Source organism: Paenibacillus sp. 2RAB27, assembly GCF_052115445.1.
Taxonomy (GTDB): domain Bacteria; phylum Bacillota; class Bacilli; order Paenibacillales; family NBRC-103111; genus Paenibacillus_E.
On record NZ_JBFRGR010000030.1, the window covers coordinates 60,252 to 81,021 of the forward strand.

The 20,770-nt window shown below is 44.5% G+C and carries 11 protein-coding genes and 1 pseudogene; 11 read left to right on the top strand and 1 reads right to left on the bottom strand.

The genetic code is table 11. The annotated features are described in order from the left end of the window. Positions 1-55 precede the first annotated feature (55 nt). The 11 genes and pseudogenes from AB4114_RS28115 to AB4114_RS28165 all read left to right on the top strand — a co-directional run bounded on the left by AB4114_RS28115 (position 56) and on the right by AB4114_RS28165 (position 20,304). Positions 56-1,816: a hypothetical protein gene (locus tag AB4114_RS28115; RefSeq protein WP_441991436.1), complete on the top strand. Its 1,761-nt coding sequence runs from the start codon at positions 56-58 to the stop codon at positions 1,814-1,816. A gap of 326 nt (positions 1,817-2,142) precedes the next feature. Then, positions 2,143-7,569, top strand: a complete 5,427-nt coding sequence (locus tag AB4114_RS28120) for an S-layer homology domain-containing protein (protein ID WP_441991437.1) — start codon at positions 2,143-2,145, stop codon at positions 7,567-7,569. A 78-nt stretch (positions 7,570-7,647) separates the two neighbouring features. Then, complete coding sequence (locus AB4114_RS28125) at positions 7,648-10,377, top strand: discoidin domain-containing protein (protein ID WP_441991438.1); 2,730 nt, start codon at positions 7,648-7,650, stop codon at positions 10,375-10,377. A gap of 74 nt (positions 10,378-10,451) precedes the next feature. Continuing rightward, positions 10,452-12,764 (top strand): helix-turn-helix domain-containing protein, encoded by a 2,313-nt coding sequence (locus tag AB4114_RS28130; RefSeq protein ID WP_441991439.1) that lies wholly within the window; start codon positions 10,452-10,454, stop codon positions 12,762-12,764. Positions 12,765-13,186: 422 nt separating this feature from the next. Continuing rightward, positions 13,187-13,699 (top strand): annotated as a pseudogene (locus AB4114_RS28135) (TerD family protein); the annotation flags it as partial. A gap of 132 nt (positions 13,700-13,831) precedes the next feature. Then, a complete protein-coding gene (locus AB4114_RS28140) occupies positions 13,832-14,446 on the top strand; it encodes a vWA domain-containing protein (protein ID WP_441991449.1) in 615 nt (204 codons plus the stop codon). 182 nt (positions 14,447-14,628) lie between these two features. Further along, a complete protein-coding gene (locus AB4114_RS28145) occupies positions 14,629-16,995 on the top strand; it encodes a bifunctional diguanylate cyclase/phosphodiesterase (RefSeq protein ID WP_441991440.1) in 2,367 nt (788 codons plus the stop codon). A gap of 24 nt (positions 16,996-17,019) precedes the next feature. Then, the gene (locus tag AB4114_RS28150) at positions 17,020-18,369 is read left to right on the top strand and encodes an ABC transporter substrate-binding protein (RefSeq protein WP_441991441.1); all 1,350 of its coding nucleotides are present in this window, start codon (positions 17,020-17,022) and stop codon (positions 18,367-18,369) included. Positions 18,370-18,423: 54 nt separating this feature from the next. After that, positions 18,424-18,951 (top strand): hypothetical protein, encoded by a 528-nt coding sequence (locus AB4114_RS28155; RefSeq protein ID WP_441991442.1) that lies wholly within the window; start codon positions 18,424-18,426, stop codon positions 18,949-18,951. 12 nt (positions 18,952-18,963) lie between these two features. Next, positions 18,964-19,479, top strand: coding sequence for a DUF402 domain-containing protein (locus AB4114_RS28160; protein WP_441991443.1), 516 nt, complete (start codon positions 18,964-18,966; stop codon positions 19,477-19,479). Between the two features lie 33 nt (positions 19,480-19,512). After that, positions 19,513-20,304, top strand: coding sequence for a Nif3-like dinuclear metal center hexameric protein (locus tag AB4114_RS28165; RefSeq protein WP_441991444.1), 792 nt, complete (start codon positions 19,513-19,515; stop codon positions 20,302-20,304). Here AB4114_RS28165 and AB4114_RS28170 read toward each other — a convergent pair. Further along, entirely contained in the window at positions 20,292-20,462 is a 171-nt protein-coding gene (locus AB4114_RS28170; RefSeq protein WP_441991445.1) for a hypothetical protein, read from the bottom strand. The two genes, AB4114_RS28165 and AB4114_RS28170, sit on opposite strands and share 13 nt — an antisense overlap. Between the last annotated feature and the right edge of the window lie 308 nt (positions 20,463-20,770).

Here is a 20,770-nt window from a genome sequence, read left to right on the forward strand (position 1 = left end):
GCTTATGCAGGCTGACCTTCCCATTGTTATTCTATTAAAGGAGGGACTTCCCAACATGAACGTACATGTGCAGAATTCTGATTATAAAGAGTTATTGATAAAGGCCATTAGCGCGAAAGAAAGTGACTATGATCCCCAGATCTGTATGCTTCGCCGCCCCTTTCATAGTCCAGGGTATCATACCTCATTAACAGCTCAGGATCACCCGACAATTCATCCGACTTATCATTCACTGATCTATGCGGTTGGCTTGTTAAATACGGAAATAGCGGAATATGAGGAGAGAGCCTGCGATATTATAGGTCGTGTGCTAACCTTACAAGATCGTGAGAGGAGTCATGATACCTACGGAATCTGGCCTTGGTTTTACGAAGAACCACTGGCACAGATGGCTCCGCCTGATTGGAATTGGGCTGACTTTTGCGGAAAAGAACTGCTACTAGCGATGCTGCGCCATGGTCATAAGCTGCCTGAATTGTTGAAGAGACAAATCCATGAAGCGGTCTGTTGTGCCTGTGATGCCATTATCAAACGGGACGTGGGTCCTCATTATACGAATATTGCGATCATGGGAGCATTTGTGACTTTAATCGCGGGGGAGTTGTATGGACGGAAGGATTTTGCCGATTATGGGCTGGATCGATTGGAAAAGCTTCAGCGCTATACAGCAAAGTTAGGGACATTTCAAGAATTCAACAGTCCAGCGTATTCCATTATTGCCATTGTAGAGCTGTCAAAAATTCATACATATGCAACCCATTCTCGCGCAAAGTCCATCGCCACTGAATTATTGGATTTGGTATGGCGAATGGTTGCGGAGCACTATCATCCAAGCTCTAGGCAATGGGCAGGTCCACACAGCCGCAGCTATAGTACTTTGCTAAATAATAGAGCGCTTTCATTCCTGCAGATAGCTACAAGCAACCAAATTGTTTTTTTAAACCAATGGGATTTAGAATATGATTCAGAATGGTTTGGCAACGGAATTCAATGCCCAGAACCTTATGTGCAGCTATTTACTCGGAAAAAGAAAAGTGATCTCAGTCAGATTTATTATCGAAATGAGGAGACTGGCTTTGTGAAGTGGGCAGACACTTTTCTTACTCCAACGTATACAATCGGCGTGTTTCGTCATGAAATCATGTGGAATCAAACAAGAGGGATGGTGGCGTACTTCGATAATGGCGAACAGAGCACCTATCTGCAAATGCGTTGTTTGCATGACGGATATGATTATTGCTCAGCAGTACTCCAAACGGCAGCAAGCAGCACTCAACTGCTGCTCGGAGTGAATTTCCTAACGAATGGCGGGGATACACATCCCAATTTGGATCGTATCCAAGGAAACATAGCGGCGAATGATTTCCGGATTCGCATGGAATTTGGCGGTTGCTTGGAACGCGTAAGGCTAGAGAAGCAAGGTGCCAAAGCGCTGGTGATCATTGATGAAATGGTATTGCGGTTCGAAAGTGTGTATGCCGTCTTTGAGGAGTCGGAAGAAACTCGATCACCATGTGAGGAAGAGATGTCCAGCTCGTTAGCAGGTTGGGATTGGGAAATAACCAAAGAAGGAGACATATATGGGCTTGACTTGATCATTCATCATGGAGAGAAACGCACGATAGACTTTATGGCATTGAACAAAGCAGCATTTCTTTTCTCCCTATCCATTGGCGATTTGGATGGGTTACATCCTCAAATAACATTATTGGAAGAAGCTGACCAAGTGACGGCAAGATATGTTGACGATAGTGCCGATTATGTGACACAACAGCTCTCGATTTCATTGAAGCCGAACGATAAACATCCGAATTAGGCTATTAAGCATTTTGTAGCAAGGATTTCTCTCTGTTCGAAATGCTTTTTTTATGTTGAATGGAGTGACCTCATCATGCTTCAGGTCACATCTTTTAAGGTGAACATAAGCAATCTGCTATATGATAGTCGATTCAACAGGATCGAAAGAAATGCCACGTCTTATAAAAAGTGTCTCTTGTGATTTTGTACGTATTTGACTAAGTTAATTTCAGTATCCAGTTGTGATCATTGACCAGAGAGGACGTGTGAAAACGTGGGTTGATATAACGGTTCGATCAAATGACATGTCGGTCAGGCCAATCGTTCGAGAAAGGGAGTTCTGTGATGAAACGTCTAAAAAAAATAAGTTCTATCCTTTTCGCTATGATCGTTTTCATACAAGGTTTGGGTATTGCTTCGATGAGTCCTATGCCCGCACTAGCGGCTGAATCCGTTTCACCGAAATTGCTGAGCGGTAATAGGCTGGGTGAATTGTTCCCTGCGAATACAATTGTCATGAATACAGGAGCCTCATATACCTGGCAACAAGATGGGCTTTATGCAACCGAATCCAATCTTGTCGCTTCAGATCCTTTGGGTGCGCGTAAAATGATGGACGGTTCTGTAAGCGTTGTCAGTTCGACTAGTCAATCTGGAGAAGCTTATGGAACAGTGGTCTACGACCTGCAAACTGTAAACCGTCTAACATCCCTGCAGGTGTGGTCAGAATTTTCAGCTGCAAGCGGATTGAAACAAGTAGAGATTCATGCAAGTCTCGATGGCATCAATTACAATCGTGTTGCGGTAACGGAGACTGTATATGGGAATGATGCAGGCATTGTGCCTGTGAGCAGCGATATGAAACCTGCCCCATATGCAAGATATGTAAAGGTTGTGCTTCATAAAGATCCAGCCAAGCTTATGATGAGCATCGGAGAAATTGCCATTTGGGGTGATGCTGTTCAGGAGCCGGCGATTCTAAGTAATAATCAATTAAAGGCTGGCGGTTACTACCCAATGGGGACGCCGAAGTTGGATACGAAAGCAACATATAGATGGAATACGGAGCAGCCTTTTGTGACACAGGCAGGATTACTTGCAACGGATAATGAGGCTGGTGCGAAGAATGACGGGAGTGCAGGCGGCTTGCCTGATCTGATTGATGGCTCGAGCACAGAGGGGACAGCGGATACAACAGCCAGCATGACTGCAGGTTCGCAAGGACAATACGGAACCGTCACATTTACATTGAATGACGTATACCAGATCGGTTTGATTGATGTCTGGTCAAAAGCGAGCAGCGGAAATTTCATGGATGGTTATGAGGTTCTGTTAAGCCTGGATAACATCAACTATTTCTCCAGCGGTTATACGGCCAATCCGAACAATCGATACTCCGATGCGATGGTCAATACGCCCTCCTACGGCATCCCTGGCAAGCATGCCAAATATGTCAGAATCGTCATGCATAACGCCAACGATTCCGATCGGTTAATTGCTGGAGAGATTGCGATTAAGGGTTGGAGACTTTATGATGCGACACTTGTCAAGAAAGACATGCCGGATCTAGTTGAACTCACCACTACGATCAAAAATTACAACACGTTGTATCTAGATTGGTCAGCCTACAATTCGGTGGTCAATAAGGTAAATAAATACAGTATCTATATACAGAAGAATGACTTTACATCGACGAATGGGCTAACCGCTCGGGTGACAGCCGAAAATGGGTCAGCCGAACAGAAGGGGAAATTCCTTCTCGTTTCATCCTTAGAGCCAGAGACGACCTATTACATAGCTGTAACGCCAACGAGCACTACTTCGGGTGAGCGTAAGGATGTCAGCTCAATGAAAATAACGACGCCTAGTGTCCTTGGCGGGGAGAAGATTGGGGACATTTTCGCCATTAATGATACACCCTACGGTGGAGGAAACTATGTTCATCACGGAGATAAAGAAGAAGAGAATATCATCCGTAAGCTTATGCTCATGCGAAGCATTGAAGGGATTAATTTTAATCGGTGGTGGATCCATGATTCTTGGGTTAAAACATTCTCTAATACATACGGAATCGGGTTCCACACGTTTTACCACGGACCTCAAGATGTACCCATGGAAAATAAGCAAGGGACGTGGACCTTCTCTACCGTTAATGAGCCCGATCTGAAAGGGACGAATCCMTCTGCACTAGCCTTACAGTTTAAACAAAACCATGAGAGCCTGAAGGCAGTGGACAACCGAAATTTACTTATTGAGCCTGCTTTAGGCGGGACTGAGCCAGCAAGTATGACTTGGCTTGAGAATTTGTACAAATCCGATGGGCAAAATGACGCTTTAGTAAAAACATACTTTGATGTTCTTGATGTGCATCCTTATGTGAAAAATCATGAAGGTAGTCTGCCAGGTCTCGTTCCAGGTGCCCCTGAAATGTTAATCGGGAAAATAAATGAAATCGATGCGCTGAAAGCAAAATATGGCGATCAGCCTAAGCCCGTCATATTCAGTGAACTTGGATGGAGCACCTATACAGGAAGCGGCTACCTTCGACCTGTAGATAAGATAACTCAACGTAATTACTTAGCTAGAGCCTATATGCATGCAATTGCTGGCGGTATTAAGCGCATGCATTGGTACGATTTCCAAGATGACGGAGTCGATCCGACGAATCTGGAACATAATCTGGGCTTGATCGACTGGTATGGCGTTCCGAAGCCAAGCTACTATGCTTACTATACGATGGCAAAAGTTTTGAAAGACGCCAAGTTTATTGGACCCAAAGCGAATGTTGATCATCCGTATTATGGATATGAATATTGGCATGAAGGGAAAAATCAGTACATTACATCGCTGTGGGCTGCTGATGAATCTACCAAAACAGCCACTTTCCAAACGAAGGATACGAGCCTTACTGTTGTAGGTATTGATGGGAGTTACTCCTACTTACCGGTTAATGATGGGATTGCGAGCTTAACAATTAGTGGTGCTCCTGTTTTCATATACTCGAGCACGGGCTTGGAAATCTCTTCGATTGATGATTCCTTTGTATTAAAAAACACTTCGGTGGATGTAAGACGTGGCGATACGCTCCATACGGTTATTCAACGTTCTGGCTTGGGAGCGGAACTGAATGGAAAGATTCAACTCATGGGTCCATCCGGTGATTGGAAACTCGAAGGTGAAGCAAGCTTTACTGTAGGAACAACGGCGATTCCGGTTGCTATCCCCATCCCTTTTAACGCGGAAGAGAAGGTCCACGAGGTTACGATTCAAGTTATCTCGGGTACGTCACTCGTTGCAGCCATGAAATTGAAGGTCAACGTATTAGAGACCGTCAAAGTTCGTATTGTGCCTGAGGTTGCAGTGCCTGGAAGATGGAATGATTGGAATGCGGCAATCTATGTAGAGAATGCAACTGCTGACAAAGAGCTAAACGGTACCGTTCGAGTTACGGAGGCGGTATATCTAGCCCTAGGACAAGGAAGCCCAATTACTTTCAATCACTTATTGCCAGGTGAAATTACGAAGATCACCATGCCCATTACCGCTCTTCCGGAACAAGCAAGAGCTAAATTGAAATTATCCATTGATTTGGATAGCGGATTTACGAAGATTGTGGAAAGACCGTTTAATTTTATTGCAGCTGTAAACGACCAGACAGCGCCAATTATCGATGGCAAGCTATCTGAGGAAAGCTGGAGTAATAGCATGCCCATCGTCATAAACAGACCAGATCAAATTAAAAACATAGCCAACTGGGGCGGTGAGGCTGATTTAAGCGGCAAGGGCTTCCTGAAGTGGGATATGAATCAGCTTTACTTTGGCATGGAAGTTCAAGATGACAAGCATTATCAAGTTGGAGCTGGCGGTGATCTGTGGCAAGGGGATAGCATCCAATTTGCCATTGATACGGGAAGAGAAGGCGGTGTCGGTAGCTCAGCTAACAATGAGTTCGGCATTGCACTTGGAGAACAAGGTCCGATGGTTTGGAGATGGCTCGCGGCTAACGGCAAGCCTATAGGGGAAATGACGACTGTGCAGTCAGCTGTTTATCGAAGCGCTATCACAACGACCTATGAGCTCGCGATTCCTTGGACAGAGCTGCTGCCTCCAGGACGAACGGTGACGGACAAAGACATTTTTGGCTTTTCCATGCTCATTAATGAGAACGATGGAACAACCCGCCGAGGTTGGCTTGAATACATGAGCGGTATTGGTTCCAGTAAGAACACGCAATTATTTGGGGATCTGATATTCAGCCAAATCAATGCGCCAGAAGTAAAGGTTACTGGCGTGAAGCTTGACCAACCGACAGTGATTTTGAACAAAGGGCAATCCATGGTTCTGAATGCAACTGTACTTCCGAGTGATTCAACCAACAAACAGGTTCGGTTTACATCCAGCGATCCAGCGGTGGTCAGCGTATCGCAAGAGGTCTATGGCTTGCAAGCTACGGTGACAGGCGTCTCAGCTGGAACGGCAACGGTTTGTGTGACGACCGTCGATGGCAGCTATTCGGCGACTAGTCGAGTAACCGTTCAGTTACCTTCAGGTGAAAGTAACGTGCCTTCAGGCGGGGGAACATGGATGCCAGCGCCAGATCTTCCTGAGGTTCAGGCTGGAACGATCCGCTTTACAAACCCAGTGCTGAAACAAGACGGAACGGTGGAGATCGAAGTACCTATGGCTTCCTTGGAGAAAGCGATAGAAGGAGCATTATCTTCGGATCGAACGCTTGTCATCGATATTGGGAAAGTGACAGGTGCCAAGAAATTTCAGCTTAAGCTCCCTGCATCCATCCTTGACACAGCTCACAAGAATAATATCGAAAACATCCAATTCCGAACAGGTTTGGCGACGATAGCGTTGACTCCTGATGCGCTGTCTGACCAAGTGAAGCCCAACTCAGCTATTTTGGAGATTGTAGTGGAGGCGGTTCCTTCAGATACTCTTACTGGAGCAGCGGGTTCCCGCATAGGAAACCAAGCTGTATATGATTTTAAGGTCATCCTTGACGGGATTAACATTCATTCGTTTTCACGCAGAGATGCGGTTCATATCTCGATGGATTATACGCTTGCACCTGACGAGAACGGCGATCAAGTCATTGTGTACCACATCCGAGATGGTCAGACGCTTGAAGTGGTGAAGAATGGGAAATATGATGCCGCAACAGGTCAAGTCACTTTTACGACAAATCATCTTAGCTCATATACAGCCTTGTATACGCATGTGACCTTCGGAGATCTACAGGATGCCGTGTGGGCGCAAAACAGTATTGAAGCGCTGGCAGCAAGAGAAATTGTAAATGGTATTGAAAGTGATCGGTTTGCTCCGAATGAACAGGTTACGAGGGCCCAGTTTATTCAGATGCTGATGAATGCCTTCGATCTTATAGAAGCGGATGCTACAACGAGTTTCAGTGACGTGAATAAAGACGATTGGTTCTTCAAAGCAGTGGCAAGCGCTCAGAAATTGGGAATCATCCAAGGGTATGAGGATGGGGCCTTTGGTGCCAATCAACCCATATCAAGACAAGATATGGCCGTTATGGCATCTAGAGTAATTACGTTAGCAGAGATTGAGCTGCGGACATTGATCAATCCTGTGAGTTTCGATGATCAGCTAGACATTGACTCTTATGCTCAGGAAGCGGTTAAGTCGATGCAAGCGGCTGGTATCATTAACGGATTAGTTGAAAATCGATTCGCACCAGATAGGAATGCGACACGTGCACAAGCTGCAAAAATCATTTATGGGCTGTTATTTATGTAATTTTGAATGGGGTCGGTAACCATCGTTTTCAGAGGGGATACCGACCCACAATGTAACCATCCTGAAAGGAGCTTTGCCATGCGTATTACGAAAAAGAGTTGTGCTCTGATAAGTGCTTTTGTGATTCTTCTTGGTTCGGTTTTCACAGTGATCCCCGCTAGTCAAACCGTACAGGCGGCAGTCAATCAAAAGCTGCTAAGTGGGAACACAATTGGAAGTGAATTGTTTCTGGCAGATACGCCAGCCATTGCAACAGGTGCGTCTTATACGTGGCTGTCCGAAGGGACCCATGCGACAGATCCAGGTCTCCTTGCCTCGGATGAATTAGCATCACCGGATATGTCGGATGGTGGTAACGGCCCAGATGAGAATGCCAGCAATTCAACTGGGAGTGTTGTAGGAGCAGCGGTTTACGGAACGCTGATATATGATTTGAAATCCGTATTTAAAGTATCCTCAGTTACCGTATGGGCAGACACGAACAATCAAAGTTATATGGATCAGTTCGAGGTATACGCCAGCTATGACGGTTTAACTTACAATCGGGTCGGGATTCAGGAGAACACGAATGCGCAAGATTCTGGTTTTGCTCCTGTTTCACTTGCCATTAAGCCTATAGTCAATGCGCAATATATCAAAGTTATTATGCATAAAAATCCGAACAAGCAAGTCATGAGGTTAGGTGAAGTGGCGGTTTATGGAGATGCACTTGAGCCTATGGCGATACTCAGCAATAATTATTTGAGAGCTACCGGTACCTACAATACGTCCAAGCCAAAAATTGCAACAGGTGCTTCTTACACGTGGTTAACCGAGTATCCATTCATTACAGATGGCGATTTAATCAAGTTTGATAACGATGGATCCAAGAATGACACGGTAGGGGGACAGCCGGATTTAATCGACGGATCTAGCACGGAATCGGATGCAGCTTCAACGACCAACTCGACCTGGGGCTCCAAAGGGAAATTCGGTGCGGTTGTATTTAACTTAAACGATGTGTATCAAATCGGAAAAATTGACGTATGGACCTTGGCATCGGGGGGCAATAAGTTCATGGACGGGTATGAAGTTCTCGTCAGCACAGACGGTGTGAATTACACATCCCTCAGTTACACTACGAATACAAGCAGCCGTACGGCCAATGTGTTCGTGAATACACCAAGCTACGGCGTTCCTGGTCAGTTTGCCAAATATGTCAAAATCATTATGCATAACGCGAATAATTCGGAAATCCTGACGGTGGGAGAAATCGCCATTTGGGGGTGGAAGCTGTATGATGCATCACTTCCTAAGAAGGCAACACCGGATCAAGTAGAGTTCACTGCTAATCTCAAAAATTACAGCACGATGTATCTCGATTGGTCCAGTTACAACAGTGTGGTTAATAATGTGAACAAATATGGTGTCTACGTGGAGACCTCATCTTTTACTAGTACATTGGGATTAAAGCCTAAGTTTACAGCTGAGGCAAAGTCCATTGAACAATTAGGTAAATTTCTACCTTATTTCGCTTTGAAGCCCGAGACGACTTATTATGTAGCAGTGACCCCCTTCCAATCGACGGGCGTTGAAAGGCGTGATGTGCAGACTTTGAAAATAACAACACCATCTGTGCTTGGAGGTGACAAAGTCGGAGATATATTCGCCATCAATGATGCTCCCTATGGGGGAGGAAACTATATGCATCATGGTGAGACAGAAGATCTCTTTTTGATGACGAAATTGCGTTTGCTTAGAGATCTTGGAGGTATCAACAAGAACAGATGGTGGGATCACAGTGCTGCGATGAAAACATTGTATGGTAAAAGTGGATTGAATTTCCACTACTTCTATCATGGACCGAGCTATGTTGAGGCGGATAATAATGGAGGAGTCTATACATTCTCGACCTATAATGAACCCGATCTTGCCAATCGAAATCCGGCTTCTGTAGCAAATCAACTCAAAATAAACCATGATAGCTTGAAAGCTATCAGCAGCAAGAGCTTACTTGTAGAGCCTGCACTTGCGGGTCTCGATCGTTTAGATGCCACCAAAGGTTTGAATTGGCTGGACGATTTCTATAATTCCGATGGGCAGAATGGTGCTTTAGTGAAGACCTATTTCGATGTCATGGATGTCCATCCTTATGTCAAATATGAATATCCAGCTGTACCTGGACTTGATCAAGGTACTCCGGAGAAGCTGCTCGACACGCTGCAGCAATTGAAAGACACGATGACGAGCCATGGTGATGGAGACAAACCCATTGTTATTACAGAGCTAGGGTGGAGCACTTACACAGGCGGAAGCTACTTGAAAAAAGTAGATCGTGCGACCCAACGTAATTATTTGGCCAGAGCTTATATGCATGCCATTGCAAACGGCATTCGTACTATGCACTGGTACGATTTTGCCGATGATGGCACGGAGACGAATAACTTGGAGCATAACTTAGGATTGATCGACTGGAATGGTAAGCCTAAGGAGAGTTATTACGGTTACTATACACTGATTAGAGTGTTAAAAGATGCAAACTATTTAGGTGTGGTACCGGGCATTGCCAATCCTTACTATGGCTATCAATTCTGGGATGAGAATAAGAATAGATACATCACATCTTTATGGGATGCCAGTTGGCAAACAACAAGTACCAGTTCACGAACAGCCGCTATTGAGACGACTGAACCAGGAGTAACAATTGTTGGCATTGATGGAAGCTATAAATATGTCGCTGCAGTTTCGGGAGTTGTAAGCGTACCTCTTACAGGGGCACCTTTGTTTATCTACTCTCTGGCGAACGTAACTGTGAATTCCATCAATTAATGGATGATTATCCCTCCTAAAGGTCGTGTTAATGATACAATAAGAACAAGTGCACGACCGAATGGAGGCCTGCCATGAGAAACAGTATTTCTGCAAAGGCCATGATGATTTATGGCATCGTATTCCTCTTTATTATCAGCCTAACGTTCTGGCTGTCCTATACGGGGACAGTGGGTAGGCTGCAAAAGGATTTGAAAGATACGAATCTGGCACTATTGAAACAAGTCGACTCTAAGATCGAGGGTGCCTTCCGTCAGACGGAAAAGGATTTGCTCTCCATGGCCGAGGGGTTGGAGTTTATTTATTTTATGAATAATAGCTATAGTGATGATGCACAAAGATACAGTATCCATTACACACTGACGACAAGGCTGAAGGATTTTATCGCGAATAATCCGAATTACTCCTCAGTTTTTGCTTATTCTCATGTCAGCGGAGACTTAATGACCGAAGCAACCTTTTTAAAACAAGCCTCGACAGAGTTTAATTGGTTAGCGCAATATTTGGATATGCCGGAATATTTCAAGTGGTTGTCGACGCAGAAAGTATGGGATGGTCAAAAAACAAAGGATGTAATTACTTTGGTCCGCAGTTTCCCTGCTCTCAGCAGTCCCGGATTTAGGAAGGGTCTCATGGCCATTAGTATTCAAGAGAATGAATTGTTCCAAATGATTAAGACGATCTATGAGGATGGTCATCCTGGTCATTTCTTCATTCTGGATGCAGAAGGGAACATCGTTACGCATGACGATAAAACTCAGCTTTACCGCAATATGAAGTCGTTACCCTATATCACTACGATACTAACAGATTCGGATAGCGGTTCGTTTAACGTTAAATTGGATGGCGTGCAGCAGTCTGTTTTTTATCGGACAAGTGCATATACGGGATGGAAAGTTGTCAGCATTATGCCGGAATCGACGGTATTTGAACCCCTTAAAGTTACACGCAATCTGCTGCTCATTTTTGCTGTTATCATGTTCGGCCTCGCGTTGTCTGCCTTATTCTATGTGAATCGCTGGACCTTTAAGCCGTTAGACCGATTAGCAGGCAAGATGTCCGGTATGAAGCAGGGAAGAGGGCAGGGGACCGAGAGCATTGGACTCAGCAGCTTAGAGCATATTTTCGATGAAATTCTAACAGACCGTGAGCACTTGGAGCAGCATGTAAGGGACTCGAAGCCAATGCTCAAATGGAAGATCATGATGGAGCTATTGAATGGCAGTCGTTCTGATTTCCATGCGGTGTATCATCATTTGGAGTTTCAGGGGATACGCATGTACCCGGAGCGCTTCCTTGTGTGTACAGCAGAAATTAGCAAAGATGGCGAACAACTGTCACCACGTGACGAAGCCTTGTACACCTATATGTTCTGTAATGTTACGGAAGAGCTGATTCGATCAGAGCATGCGGGAGCAGCTATTGACTTAGGAGGCGGCAGGGCGGCTGTCTTGTTAAGCTTTGCTGAAGGTGACCCCGAGCAAAATCATTTGCGGACATTGGTCATTCTTGAATTGATTCTCGATATTATGAAAAAACAATTCGGTTTGTCAGTGACGGTTGGCGTAGGCACATGCCGTATGGATATGCAGGAGATACCACGTTCGTTCGATGAATCACAAAAGGCACTCCTCTATAAAATGATTTTTGGTAAGCACTCGGTGATATCTATAGACGATTTACAGCCACCAGACCGACAAGATTATTACAAGCTCAGCCGCATGTCTGATCCAGTCATGGAAGCTTTAAGGCAGACCGATCGCAGTAAGATGCTTACTTATTTGTCAGATACCTTCCGTGCAGCTGTCGAAAGTAATCTTCCACCGGAGCTGATTAGGCAGCTGTGTTACGATCTCATGATGAAGTCACTGCAAACCGTAAGTGCGATTGGGATTGAACCGGAAATATCGATGGGGCCATTGAGCAGCATTTATGAGCGTATCGCAAAGTGTGAAAACTGGAAGGAAGCGGAACAGCTCGTCGGCGATATTCTCGAGGGCTTGGCCTCACAAATAGAGGAAAAGCGCAACCAACGCGGGAAGAATGAGACGATTGAGCAAATGCTAGCGTATATTCGTACGCATTATCAAGAGCATGATCTATCTTTGGAACGACTAGCCAGCATGTTTCATCTGACTCCTCCTTATATCAGCAGATTGTTTAAGGATCATACGGAGAGCAATTTTATCGATTATATGATTGAGATTCGCATCAAGGCTGCCATGGAGCTGTTGAAAGACAAGTCGATTAAAGTAAATGATGTATCGGATGCAGTGGGTTATGCGAATACGAGGAGCTTCCTGCGGACGTTTAAAAAATACACGGGTTTAACACCAACCGAGTATCGAGAACACATGTTGAAGCGAGAACCGTCGCAAATTGTTTAATGAAGTGGCCGCGATGATAGCATCGTGGCTTCTTTGTTCACCATACGATACCCGCTCACCTCCGTCTCCCGCCCTGTGCTATTTCCTCACCCTCGTTAACTCAACCTCTCTCCCACAAACTAGATGGATTTTATGTTGTTAATTCAGCCGAATTACGGCGAATTTACCAAATAAATGGATTTCCTACAGCTAATTTATTCCGTATTGTGCGAATGGAGTCGAATGAGAAGAATTAGCTACATTTTTTCCATTTAAATCGAATTATGAGTAAAATGCGCCGAAAATAGCTGGAGGTTTTCCAGTTAATCTATCTAGCGTCTGTAATGCTACCCTAGCACGGAATAAATAGTATTTGAGAGTTCACCATTGTATGGTACTGTTGAAAATATGACTACATTCTTCAGTGTGAAGGAGATACATACATGCTTCTGTCAAAAGGACAAAAGATCGATGTAACCAAGGGAAAAGGGTTATCAAACTTAACATTGCAATTTGGATGGTCAGCAGATTCGAAATTGAGCATAGATTCTTCCTGCTTTGTACTTTCGGCAAATAATCGGTGCGAAAAAGATGAAGACTTTATTTTTTACGGGAATCCGGCTGCGCTAAACGGGGGAGTGACGCATGGTCAAGCTAGTGGACCAGACAAAGAAGCCATCTCTTTATGTTTGTCGAAGATCCCAGAAAGTACAGCAAGAATTGCTTTTTCGTTAACCATTCATGAAGGTGAAAAGTTCGGATATAGCATGCAAGATGTCTCCAATAGGTATGTAAGACTTATGGATGCCGATCGTAACGAGGAATTATTTCGGTATGAATATGGATCAGACTTGTCCAAAGAAACAGCAATAGTTGTTGGGGAGTTATATAGGCACAATGGGGAATGGAAATTTAACGCGATTGGCAGTGGTTTTTTTGGCGGATTAGCGGCGTTATGTACGAACTTTGGCTTAGTGATCGAGAATGAGGAGGTAGTGAAAGAAACGGTTGAAATCGTTAAGAAACCTGCCCTTTCAACTATCGATCTACGTAAGAAGCTTGTTCAAATCACATTAGAGAAGAAAAAGATGAGCAATGTTGCAGCTAGAGTTGGCTTAGTGCTCGACATTTCGGGATCCATGCAACTCTTGTATAAGAACGGAACAGTTCAGGAGGTTGTAGAACGGATACTGGCGGTAGCATGTAAATTTGATGATAATGCGGCTCTGGACATTTGGGTGTATGACAACGAATTTAGTCGATTGTCTGCTGCAACGGAGCGGGATTTTGATCAATATGTGTTAAAAAATATTTTGAATAACAGAGATATCCATAAGTTTGGTCGTAATAACGAACCTCCTGTCATGGAAGATGTTATTCGTAAATATACCGTCGAAGAGGATTCGCCGCTTCCAGCATTTGTTATCTTTATTAATGATGGCGGCGTTGTAAAATCAATTAAAAAAGTAATTGTGGAAGCCTCTCTCAAACCACTGTTTTGGCAATTCGTCGGAATTGGAGATTCCGATTTCGAAGTCTTGAAGAAGCTGGATACAATGGAAGGTCGAATTGTAGACAATGCAAATTTTATTCACATCAAGGATATTGCTAAGATATCGGATGAAGATTTGTACAATCAGCTGCTGAACGAATTTCCGTTATGGCTTAAGGCAGCGAAGGATAAAAGGGTTATTCGGAGTTGACGGAACCGGACCCTAACAACGCAATTTCAAGGGCTACCCCAACACAGGGTAGTCCTTTTTGCATGTAGCTAATACATTATTAATGATTTTCTATATAGATATTAAACATTTATAGGTTATGATAGGTTCTAGTTAAGGTTCTAATTCAGTAACGGTAGAGTAGACAGGAGTTGACTTTCCTTTTGATACAATTATTATCCAGGCTCGCTAGACAATGGCGGCGTAATTTTAACTTGTTCCGCAAGGCCCCGGGCGTACAGTCGGTGGGTCTGAAGCTGTTAGTCTGGGCAGTTGGCGGTACAGCGATTCTCTTTGTTGGATTCAGTTTTTTTTCGTACTCCCATTCGCAGCAAATTGTCATAGACAAGGTGACCTCAACCACCAAGCAAACGGTTGCGCAATCCAGAGACACGTTAAATATCATTTTTCGAAATTACGAGGATTTAACATTTAATATTTTGACCGATGAGGATATGTTGAATCAACTGGGTATATATGGGAGTGCGGCAACAAGTCAGAACGAGAAATTCGTGGCTAAGAATAAAATTATTGAGAGCTTCGCCATTCGATTCTTTAGCAAGAGTGATATTACGAATATTCACGTGATCCCAGTGGATCCGAAGCTGAAAGAAATTACAACGGATACGCTGCATGCGGAATTAATCGAGTATAGTAAGGAAGCGTGGTTTCAGAGGGCAGTAATTGCCAATGGCGAAATTGGATGGCTCCCTACCAAAAGATATGGCTACTCGGATTTAGGACAACCCTCATTTGCCATCAATCGGCTTATTAAATTGAGTTCGGGAATGAAATATGTGCTTCTCATTGAGATCAGCTCTGAGGTATTGAAGCGTTCCATAGGTGATATACCAAGTGGAGAAATGGTCATCCTGAATCCGGATAATCAATTATTGACGAGGACGAACTCAGAAATAGAAGGAGACTTCTATCGCATTCCTAACGTGTTCGAAGCGAATCCCATTCATGCGGGGCATCCTTCCGAAAGTAGGACGGTCAAGGTAAACGGCGAGATGCAACTAGTTGTTGCGGAGAAATTAGCAGCCAGTGATTGGGCTGTACAAGCTGTGATCCCAGGCTCGGAATTGTTTAAAGATGCGAACACCATTGGCAATAGTATGTTGATTAGTATGATCGGAATTGCGATCATTACCTACTTGTTTAACTACTACTTGCAGAGGCGGCGGAATGCGAAGAAAATCCGATATATGGCTTACCACGATCACTTGACGGACTTAGCAAACCGGAAGTTGTTTATGGAGATTATTGAGAAGGAAATTCAGTTAGCGCGGCAACATAAGCTGGAATTTACCGTTCTTTTTCTTGATTTGGACAGGTTCAAAATTATTAATGATACATTTGGTCATGAAGCTGGCGACAAATTGCTCATCGAAACAGCGCGCCGACTAGAAGTTACGCTGGATAAATCATGCACTATCGCTCGTTTTGGCGGGGACGAGTTTCTGGTGCTGATACCGAACTCTGGGGATCCAGATGCGATATTGACTATCATCCAAGAGATCACCTTTCAGATTCAGAAGCCTGTATATTATGAGGAGAAAGAGCTTCATGTCTCTGTAAGTATAGGGGTTAGTATGTATCCGCAGGATGGAAAAGATATCCAAAGTCTAACCAAGCACGCGGATACTGCGATGTACAGTGCGAAGGAAAGCGGCAGAAATAATCATAAGTTTTATAACACCACAATGGAAAAAAATACATATGAGAAACTATCTTTAGAAAGAGATTTACGCCATGCGATAGAACGGGATGAGCTGTCACTCTATTATCAGCCTCAAATCGAACTAGATTCGGGGTGTATCATCGGGGTTGAAACGCTAGCCAGATGGAAACATCCGAAGCATGGTATCATTCCACCATCGGAGTTTATTCCAATTGCTGAGTACTCACGGCTMATCGTGCCCATCGGCAAATGGATTCTATACACAGCGTGTAAGCAAAACAAAGCCTGGCAGGATGCAGGGCTACCCAAGGTGCATGTAGCTGTCAACTTATCGATTCACCAGTTTCAGAATTCAGAGATTATCCAAACCGTTGCACAGATCCTGGAGGAAACAGGCTTGGAGCCGCAATATTTGGAATTGGAAATTACGGAATCTATAGCGATGCAAGATGTGGAGCAGGTTATTTTAACCTTGCAGGGCTTATATGCCTTAGGGGTGAAAATTTCAATCGATGATTTCGGTACAGGCTTTTCTTCCTTAAATTATTTAAAAAACTTCCCGATTCAACGGTTGAAAATTGATAAATCTTTTCTGGATGACATTGTAAGCAATGAGAAAGAACGTGCTATCGTCGGAGCGATCATCATTATGGCGCACAGTTTGAATTTGCGAGTGATAGCCGAGGGCGTTGAGTCTATGGAACAAGTAGCTTTATTACAAGCCTGCAATTGCGATGAGATTCAGGGTTACATATACAGCCGTCCCATACCGACAAGCGAATGTGCAGAACTGCTGGCAGAGAGATTGGTGTTTGACACAACTGGGGAATTATTACATAATGGCTAACCATTTGAGCGTGAGGGGGAAACCATGATGAGAATGAAACATCAAGAAAGGAAGAATGGGTTGATCGCCATGAGTTGGATTGTACTTATGATCACCATAATGGGGTGTTCCGGTCAGGAGCATCCCTTGCCAACTTCATCACCATCGGGCAACACGAAAGTAACGCTGCGCATGATCGAGAGTTTGACGAATCCGAATCGAACGGTGATTTTAAAAAGTTTACTCACAACATTCGAGAGCCAAAACCCCAATATCCATGTGGAATTAATCTCACCTCCTTTTTCGCAGGCTGATATTACCATCAAGACGATGCTGAATGTGAAGCAAGACCTCGACGTGATGGAAGTCAGAGATATCAATGTCGCTGATCTGGCGAGCCAAGGCTATATTGATCCATTAAACACATACATGTCCTCTTGGGATGAACTCCATACGCTGTCGAATGCAGCCAAGTCGATCTCAGTCGTGGGACGTAAGAATTACTTTATAGCGAACGGCTTGTATCAACGTCAAATGTTTTACAGAAAGGATTGGCTGGAGGCTGCAGGCCTTAAACCACCTTCTTCATGGGAAGAGATGTATGAAACGAGTAAAAAATTAACAGACCCTGCTAAGAATCAGTATGGCTTTTCTTTTCGTGGCGCTAAAGGTTCAATTTCGAACTCGGATACGTTGATACGGGCTTATAATAGCGATCGCGTAAATCTGGAGGATGGTCAATTTCTGAATGACGGGTCGACGATTTACACCACACCTGAATCGGTGAAAGCGATGGAATTATATCTGAACCTGTATAAGGAAGCTTCGCCACCCGATTCGATTTATTGGGGATTCCAAGAACAGGTGGAGGCGTTCACCTCAGGTGTGACAGGGATATTGCTGCAGGATCCGGATGTTATTCAAACAATACAGGATAACATGCAACCAGGAACGTGGGCGACAGCCCCCCTGCCAACGGGCCCCAAAGGGAATGCGCTTGTAAGTGTTGGCGGAGCCGGCTGGGGGATTGCCTCGTATTCCAAGCATAAAGCTGAAGCATGGAAGCTGATCGCTTTTCTTTCCGGAGCTAAGCAAAATACGGAATTATCAAAAAAATACGGCCTGATACCGATTCACACTTCCGCGGTTTCTGATCCATTTTTCCAAACAGGACCCTATAAAACCTTGCTAGATATGACGCTCAAGCCAGATACCTTCCTTCTCTTCAAACCACCTTTTCAATATCCAGGCAACAGCAACTGGGACAAGGTAGCGATGGAATCCGGGCAAGCTTTGCTGTTAGGGAATGCCACGATCCAGGAAACGTTAAGCAAGTGGGATGCTTTTTGGAAGGAACAGAAGCGAACTACGGGGATTGAATTGAACAAGAAGTGAAACGTGGTAGAATAGAAGAAAGTGTATTCGGTTTTTTGAAAAGGAGAGCCACAAGTGATTCCAGATATAGGGAACCTAGTTGCTGTAACTCAAACCTTAGATCAATACGGCATTCGTTACTCGTTGGGTGGCAGTGGTTTAATGCTTAGCCTTGGTTTAACCAACACGGTGGGTGACTGGGATGTCATGGTTGATGCCCCGAAAGATCAGGTCAAGAATGCGTTACAGTACGAGCAAGTTGAAGAAATAACGAGTGGGGACTACCCATTTGGCACGGATTATAAGCTAGTCGTACAGAGTGATGCACAACAGGTAGAGATTATAGGAGGACTCTCGATCTACTCGGATTTAGGTCTATGCAGACTTCCCTCCATTCCGAGCGCTACGTGGAACGGTATTGGAGTTGGCAGCCCTGAAGTCTGGTACGTGGCCTATGCTCTGATGAATAGGAGTACGAAGGCGGAGATATTGCTGTCCTATTTGAAAGAAGTCGGTGCTAATAAAGACATTCTTATCAGACTGATGAATGAACCGCTCCCCGATCCGATCATGGGGGAAATCAGATTGCTGATTGAAACGTAGAAGGACGAAACAATGGCAAATCAAATCACGATTCAGGCATTAAAATATGGCAATCGTCCCCATTACGAATGGAACACAACCTTAATAGAAAAGACAGATTCGCATATTGTTGTTCTAGGTGAGTACGGAAGACAACTGCATCATTACACGAAACAAAGTGTATTTACGATTGATAATTGGTCTATTGAATTTTTCTCATTTGATTCTTGGTTTACAGTTAGTGCTGAAGTTGTTGACGGCAGGTTAGAACAGTTTTATTGTAATATCAATCAGCCGGCAGTGATGAAGGGGAACACCGTTTCTTTTGTCGATTTGGATTTGGATTATGTGAGAAGACATGGTGTTTGGCAGGTTGTTGATGAAGATGAATTCACAGCCCATGCGATTAAATTCGGATATCCCGTTGATCTGATTCAGCAAGCCGAGCAAGAGCTAGTGGCATTGAAGGAAAAGGTTGCGAAAAAGGAATTTCCGTTTGATGGTTATCTCGACAAGTTCATGAATTGTATTCCTAGGTCATGCAGGTAAGGATTACGAAGCGATGGGGAGGTTTCACTTATCATGATTACGGTGCAAATGGTACTAGATCGCCTTATTGAACCCGTTGGACAACTAGAGAAGACAGTAGATACGCTGAAAAGCGGACGGATGGACGCGGAAGTTCGGAAAGTCGCTGTTGTATTTATGACGACGTATGCGGCAATTAAGCAAGCTGTTGAATCAGGTGTCGATCTCATCATCACGCACGAACCGACGTATTACAACCATTTCGATGAAGGCGAGTGGTTAAGCGGGGATCCTGTGTATGAAAAGAAGCGCGCGCTCATTGAGGAATCGGGTATTGCGATTTTTCGCTTGCACGATTACGTACATAGCTATAAACCAGATGGTATTCTGACGGGCATGTTGAAGCAGCTAGAATGGGAATCGTATGCAAGTCCTGAGAATATGAGGTTGCTGACGCTGCGTCCTGATGAAGTGCATACCGTACGCACCGTTGTTGCTCATCTGAAAAGTAAACTGGGCATAGAACATATGCTTGTAGCCGGGAATCCCGATCTGCCCGTGAAGCGTATGGGCTTAATGCCAGGAGCGTCCGGTGGCCGTTCTCATATTAAATTCCTCGGAAGTCAGGATATTGACTTGCTGATTGTTGGCGAGACGAGTGAGTGGGAAACGAATGAATATGTGAGGGACGCCGCGGATATGGGACTGGCGAAGGCACTGATCGTAACGGGGCATCAGAAGAGCGAAGAAGCAGGGATGCAGACCGTCGTAGAGATGGTACGCGAGGCGTTTCCTGAGGTGCAAGTTACTTTCATTGAATGCCCGCTTGCGGTTCAGCGGATTTGAAAATGATGAAAAAGAAGCCAGTCGCGTTGCGCGGCGGCTTCTTTTTGCTTTGTGAGGTTCGCTCCCAAGCCTTTTACACTCCTGCACCCTTGCACCTCCACCTTCTTCATCATCCCACCATCCCACCATCCACCATCCCACCATCCACCATCCACCATCCACCATCCACCATCCACCATCCATCATCCATCATCCATCATCCATCATCCATCATCCATCATCCATCATCCCACCATCCCACCATCCATCATCCCGCCATCCATCATCCACCCCTCAACCCCTCCCCTTGGTGGCAATGTGGGAAATAAATGKAAAACCTCAGGCTGTCGAGTAAAGCGCTTTCATGAAACTTTCAATACCCTCCAATTTGCTTTCCACGCATATTTACATGCAATAAAAAAGATCCCCCTTTTGTTTGCGCACTTCGCAAGCTGTCGGGCGATCTTTTTTATGTTTTGTGCTACTG

Excerpts from the sequence above, each read along its gene's own strand:
- AB4114_RS28130 (WP_441991439.1), top strand. The coding sequence starts at position 10,452 with ATGAGAAACAGTATTTCTGCAAAGGCCATGATGATTTATGGCATCGTA.
- AB4114_RS28140 (WP_441991449.1), top strand. The coding sequence starts at position 13,832 with ATGAGCAATGTTGCAGCTAGAGTTGGCTTAGTGCTCGACATTTCGGGA.
- AB4114_RS28125 (WP_441991438.1), top strand. The coding sequence starts at position 7,648 with ATGCGTATTACGAAAAAGAGTTGTGCTCTGATAAGTGCTTTTGTGATT.
- AB4114_RS28150 (WP_441991441.1), top strand. The coding sequence starts at position 17,020 with ATGATGAGAATGAAACATCAAGAAAGGAAGAATGGGTTGATCGCCATG.
- AB4114_RS28165 (WP_441991444.1), top strand. The coding sequence starts at position 19,513 with ATGATTACGGTGCAAATGGTACTAGATCGCCTTATTGAACCCGTTGGA.
- AB4114_RS28160 (WP_441991443.1), top strand. The coding sequence starts at position 18,964 with ATGGCAAATCAAATCACGATTCAGGCATTAAAATATGGCAATCGTCCC.
- AB4114_RS28115 (WP_441991436.1), top strand. The coding sequence starts at position 56 with ATGAACGTACATGTGCAGAATTCTGATTATAAAGAGTTATTGATAAAG.
- AB4114_RS28170 (WP_441991445.1), bottom strand. The coding sequence starts at position 20,462 with ATGGTGGATGGTGGATGGTGGGATGGTGGATGGTGGGATGGTGGGATG.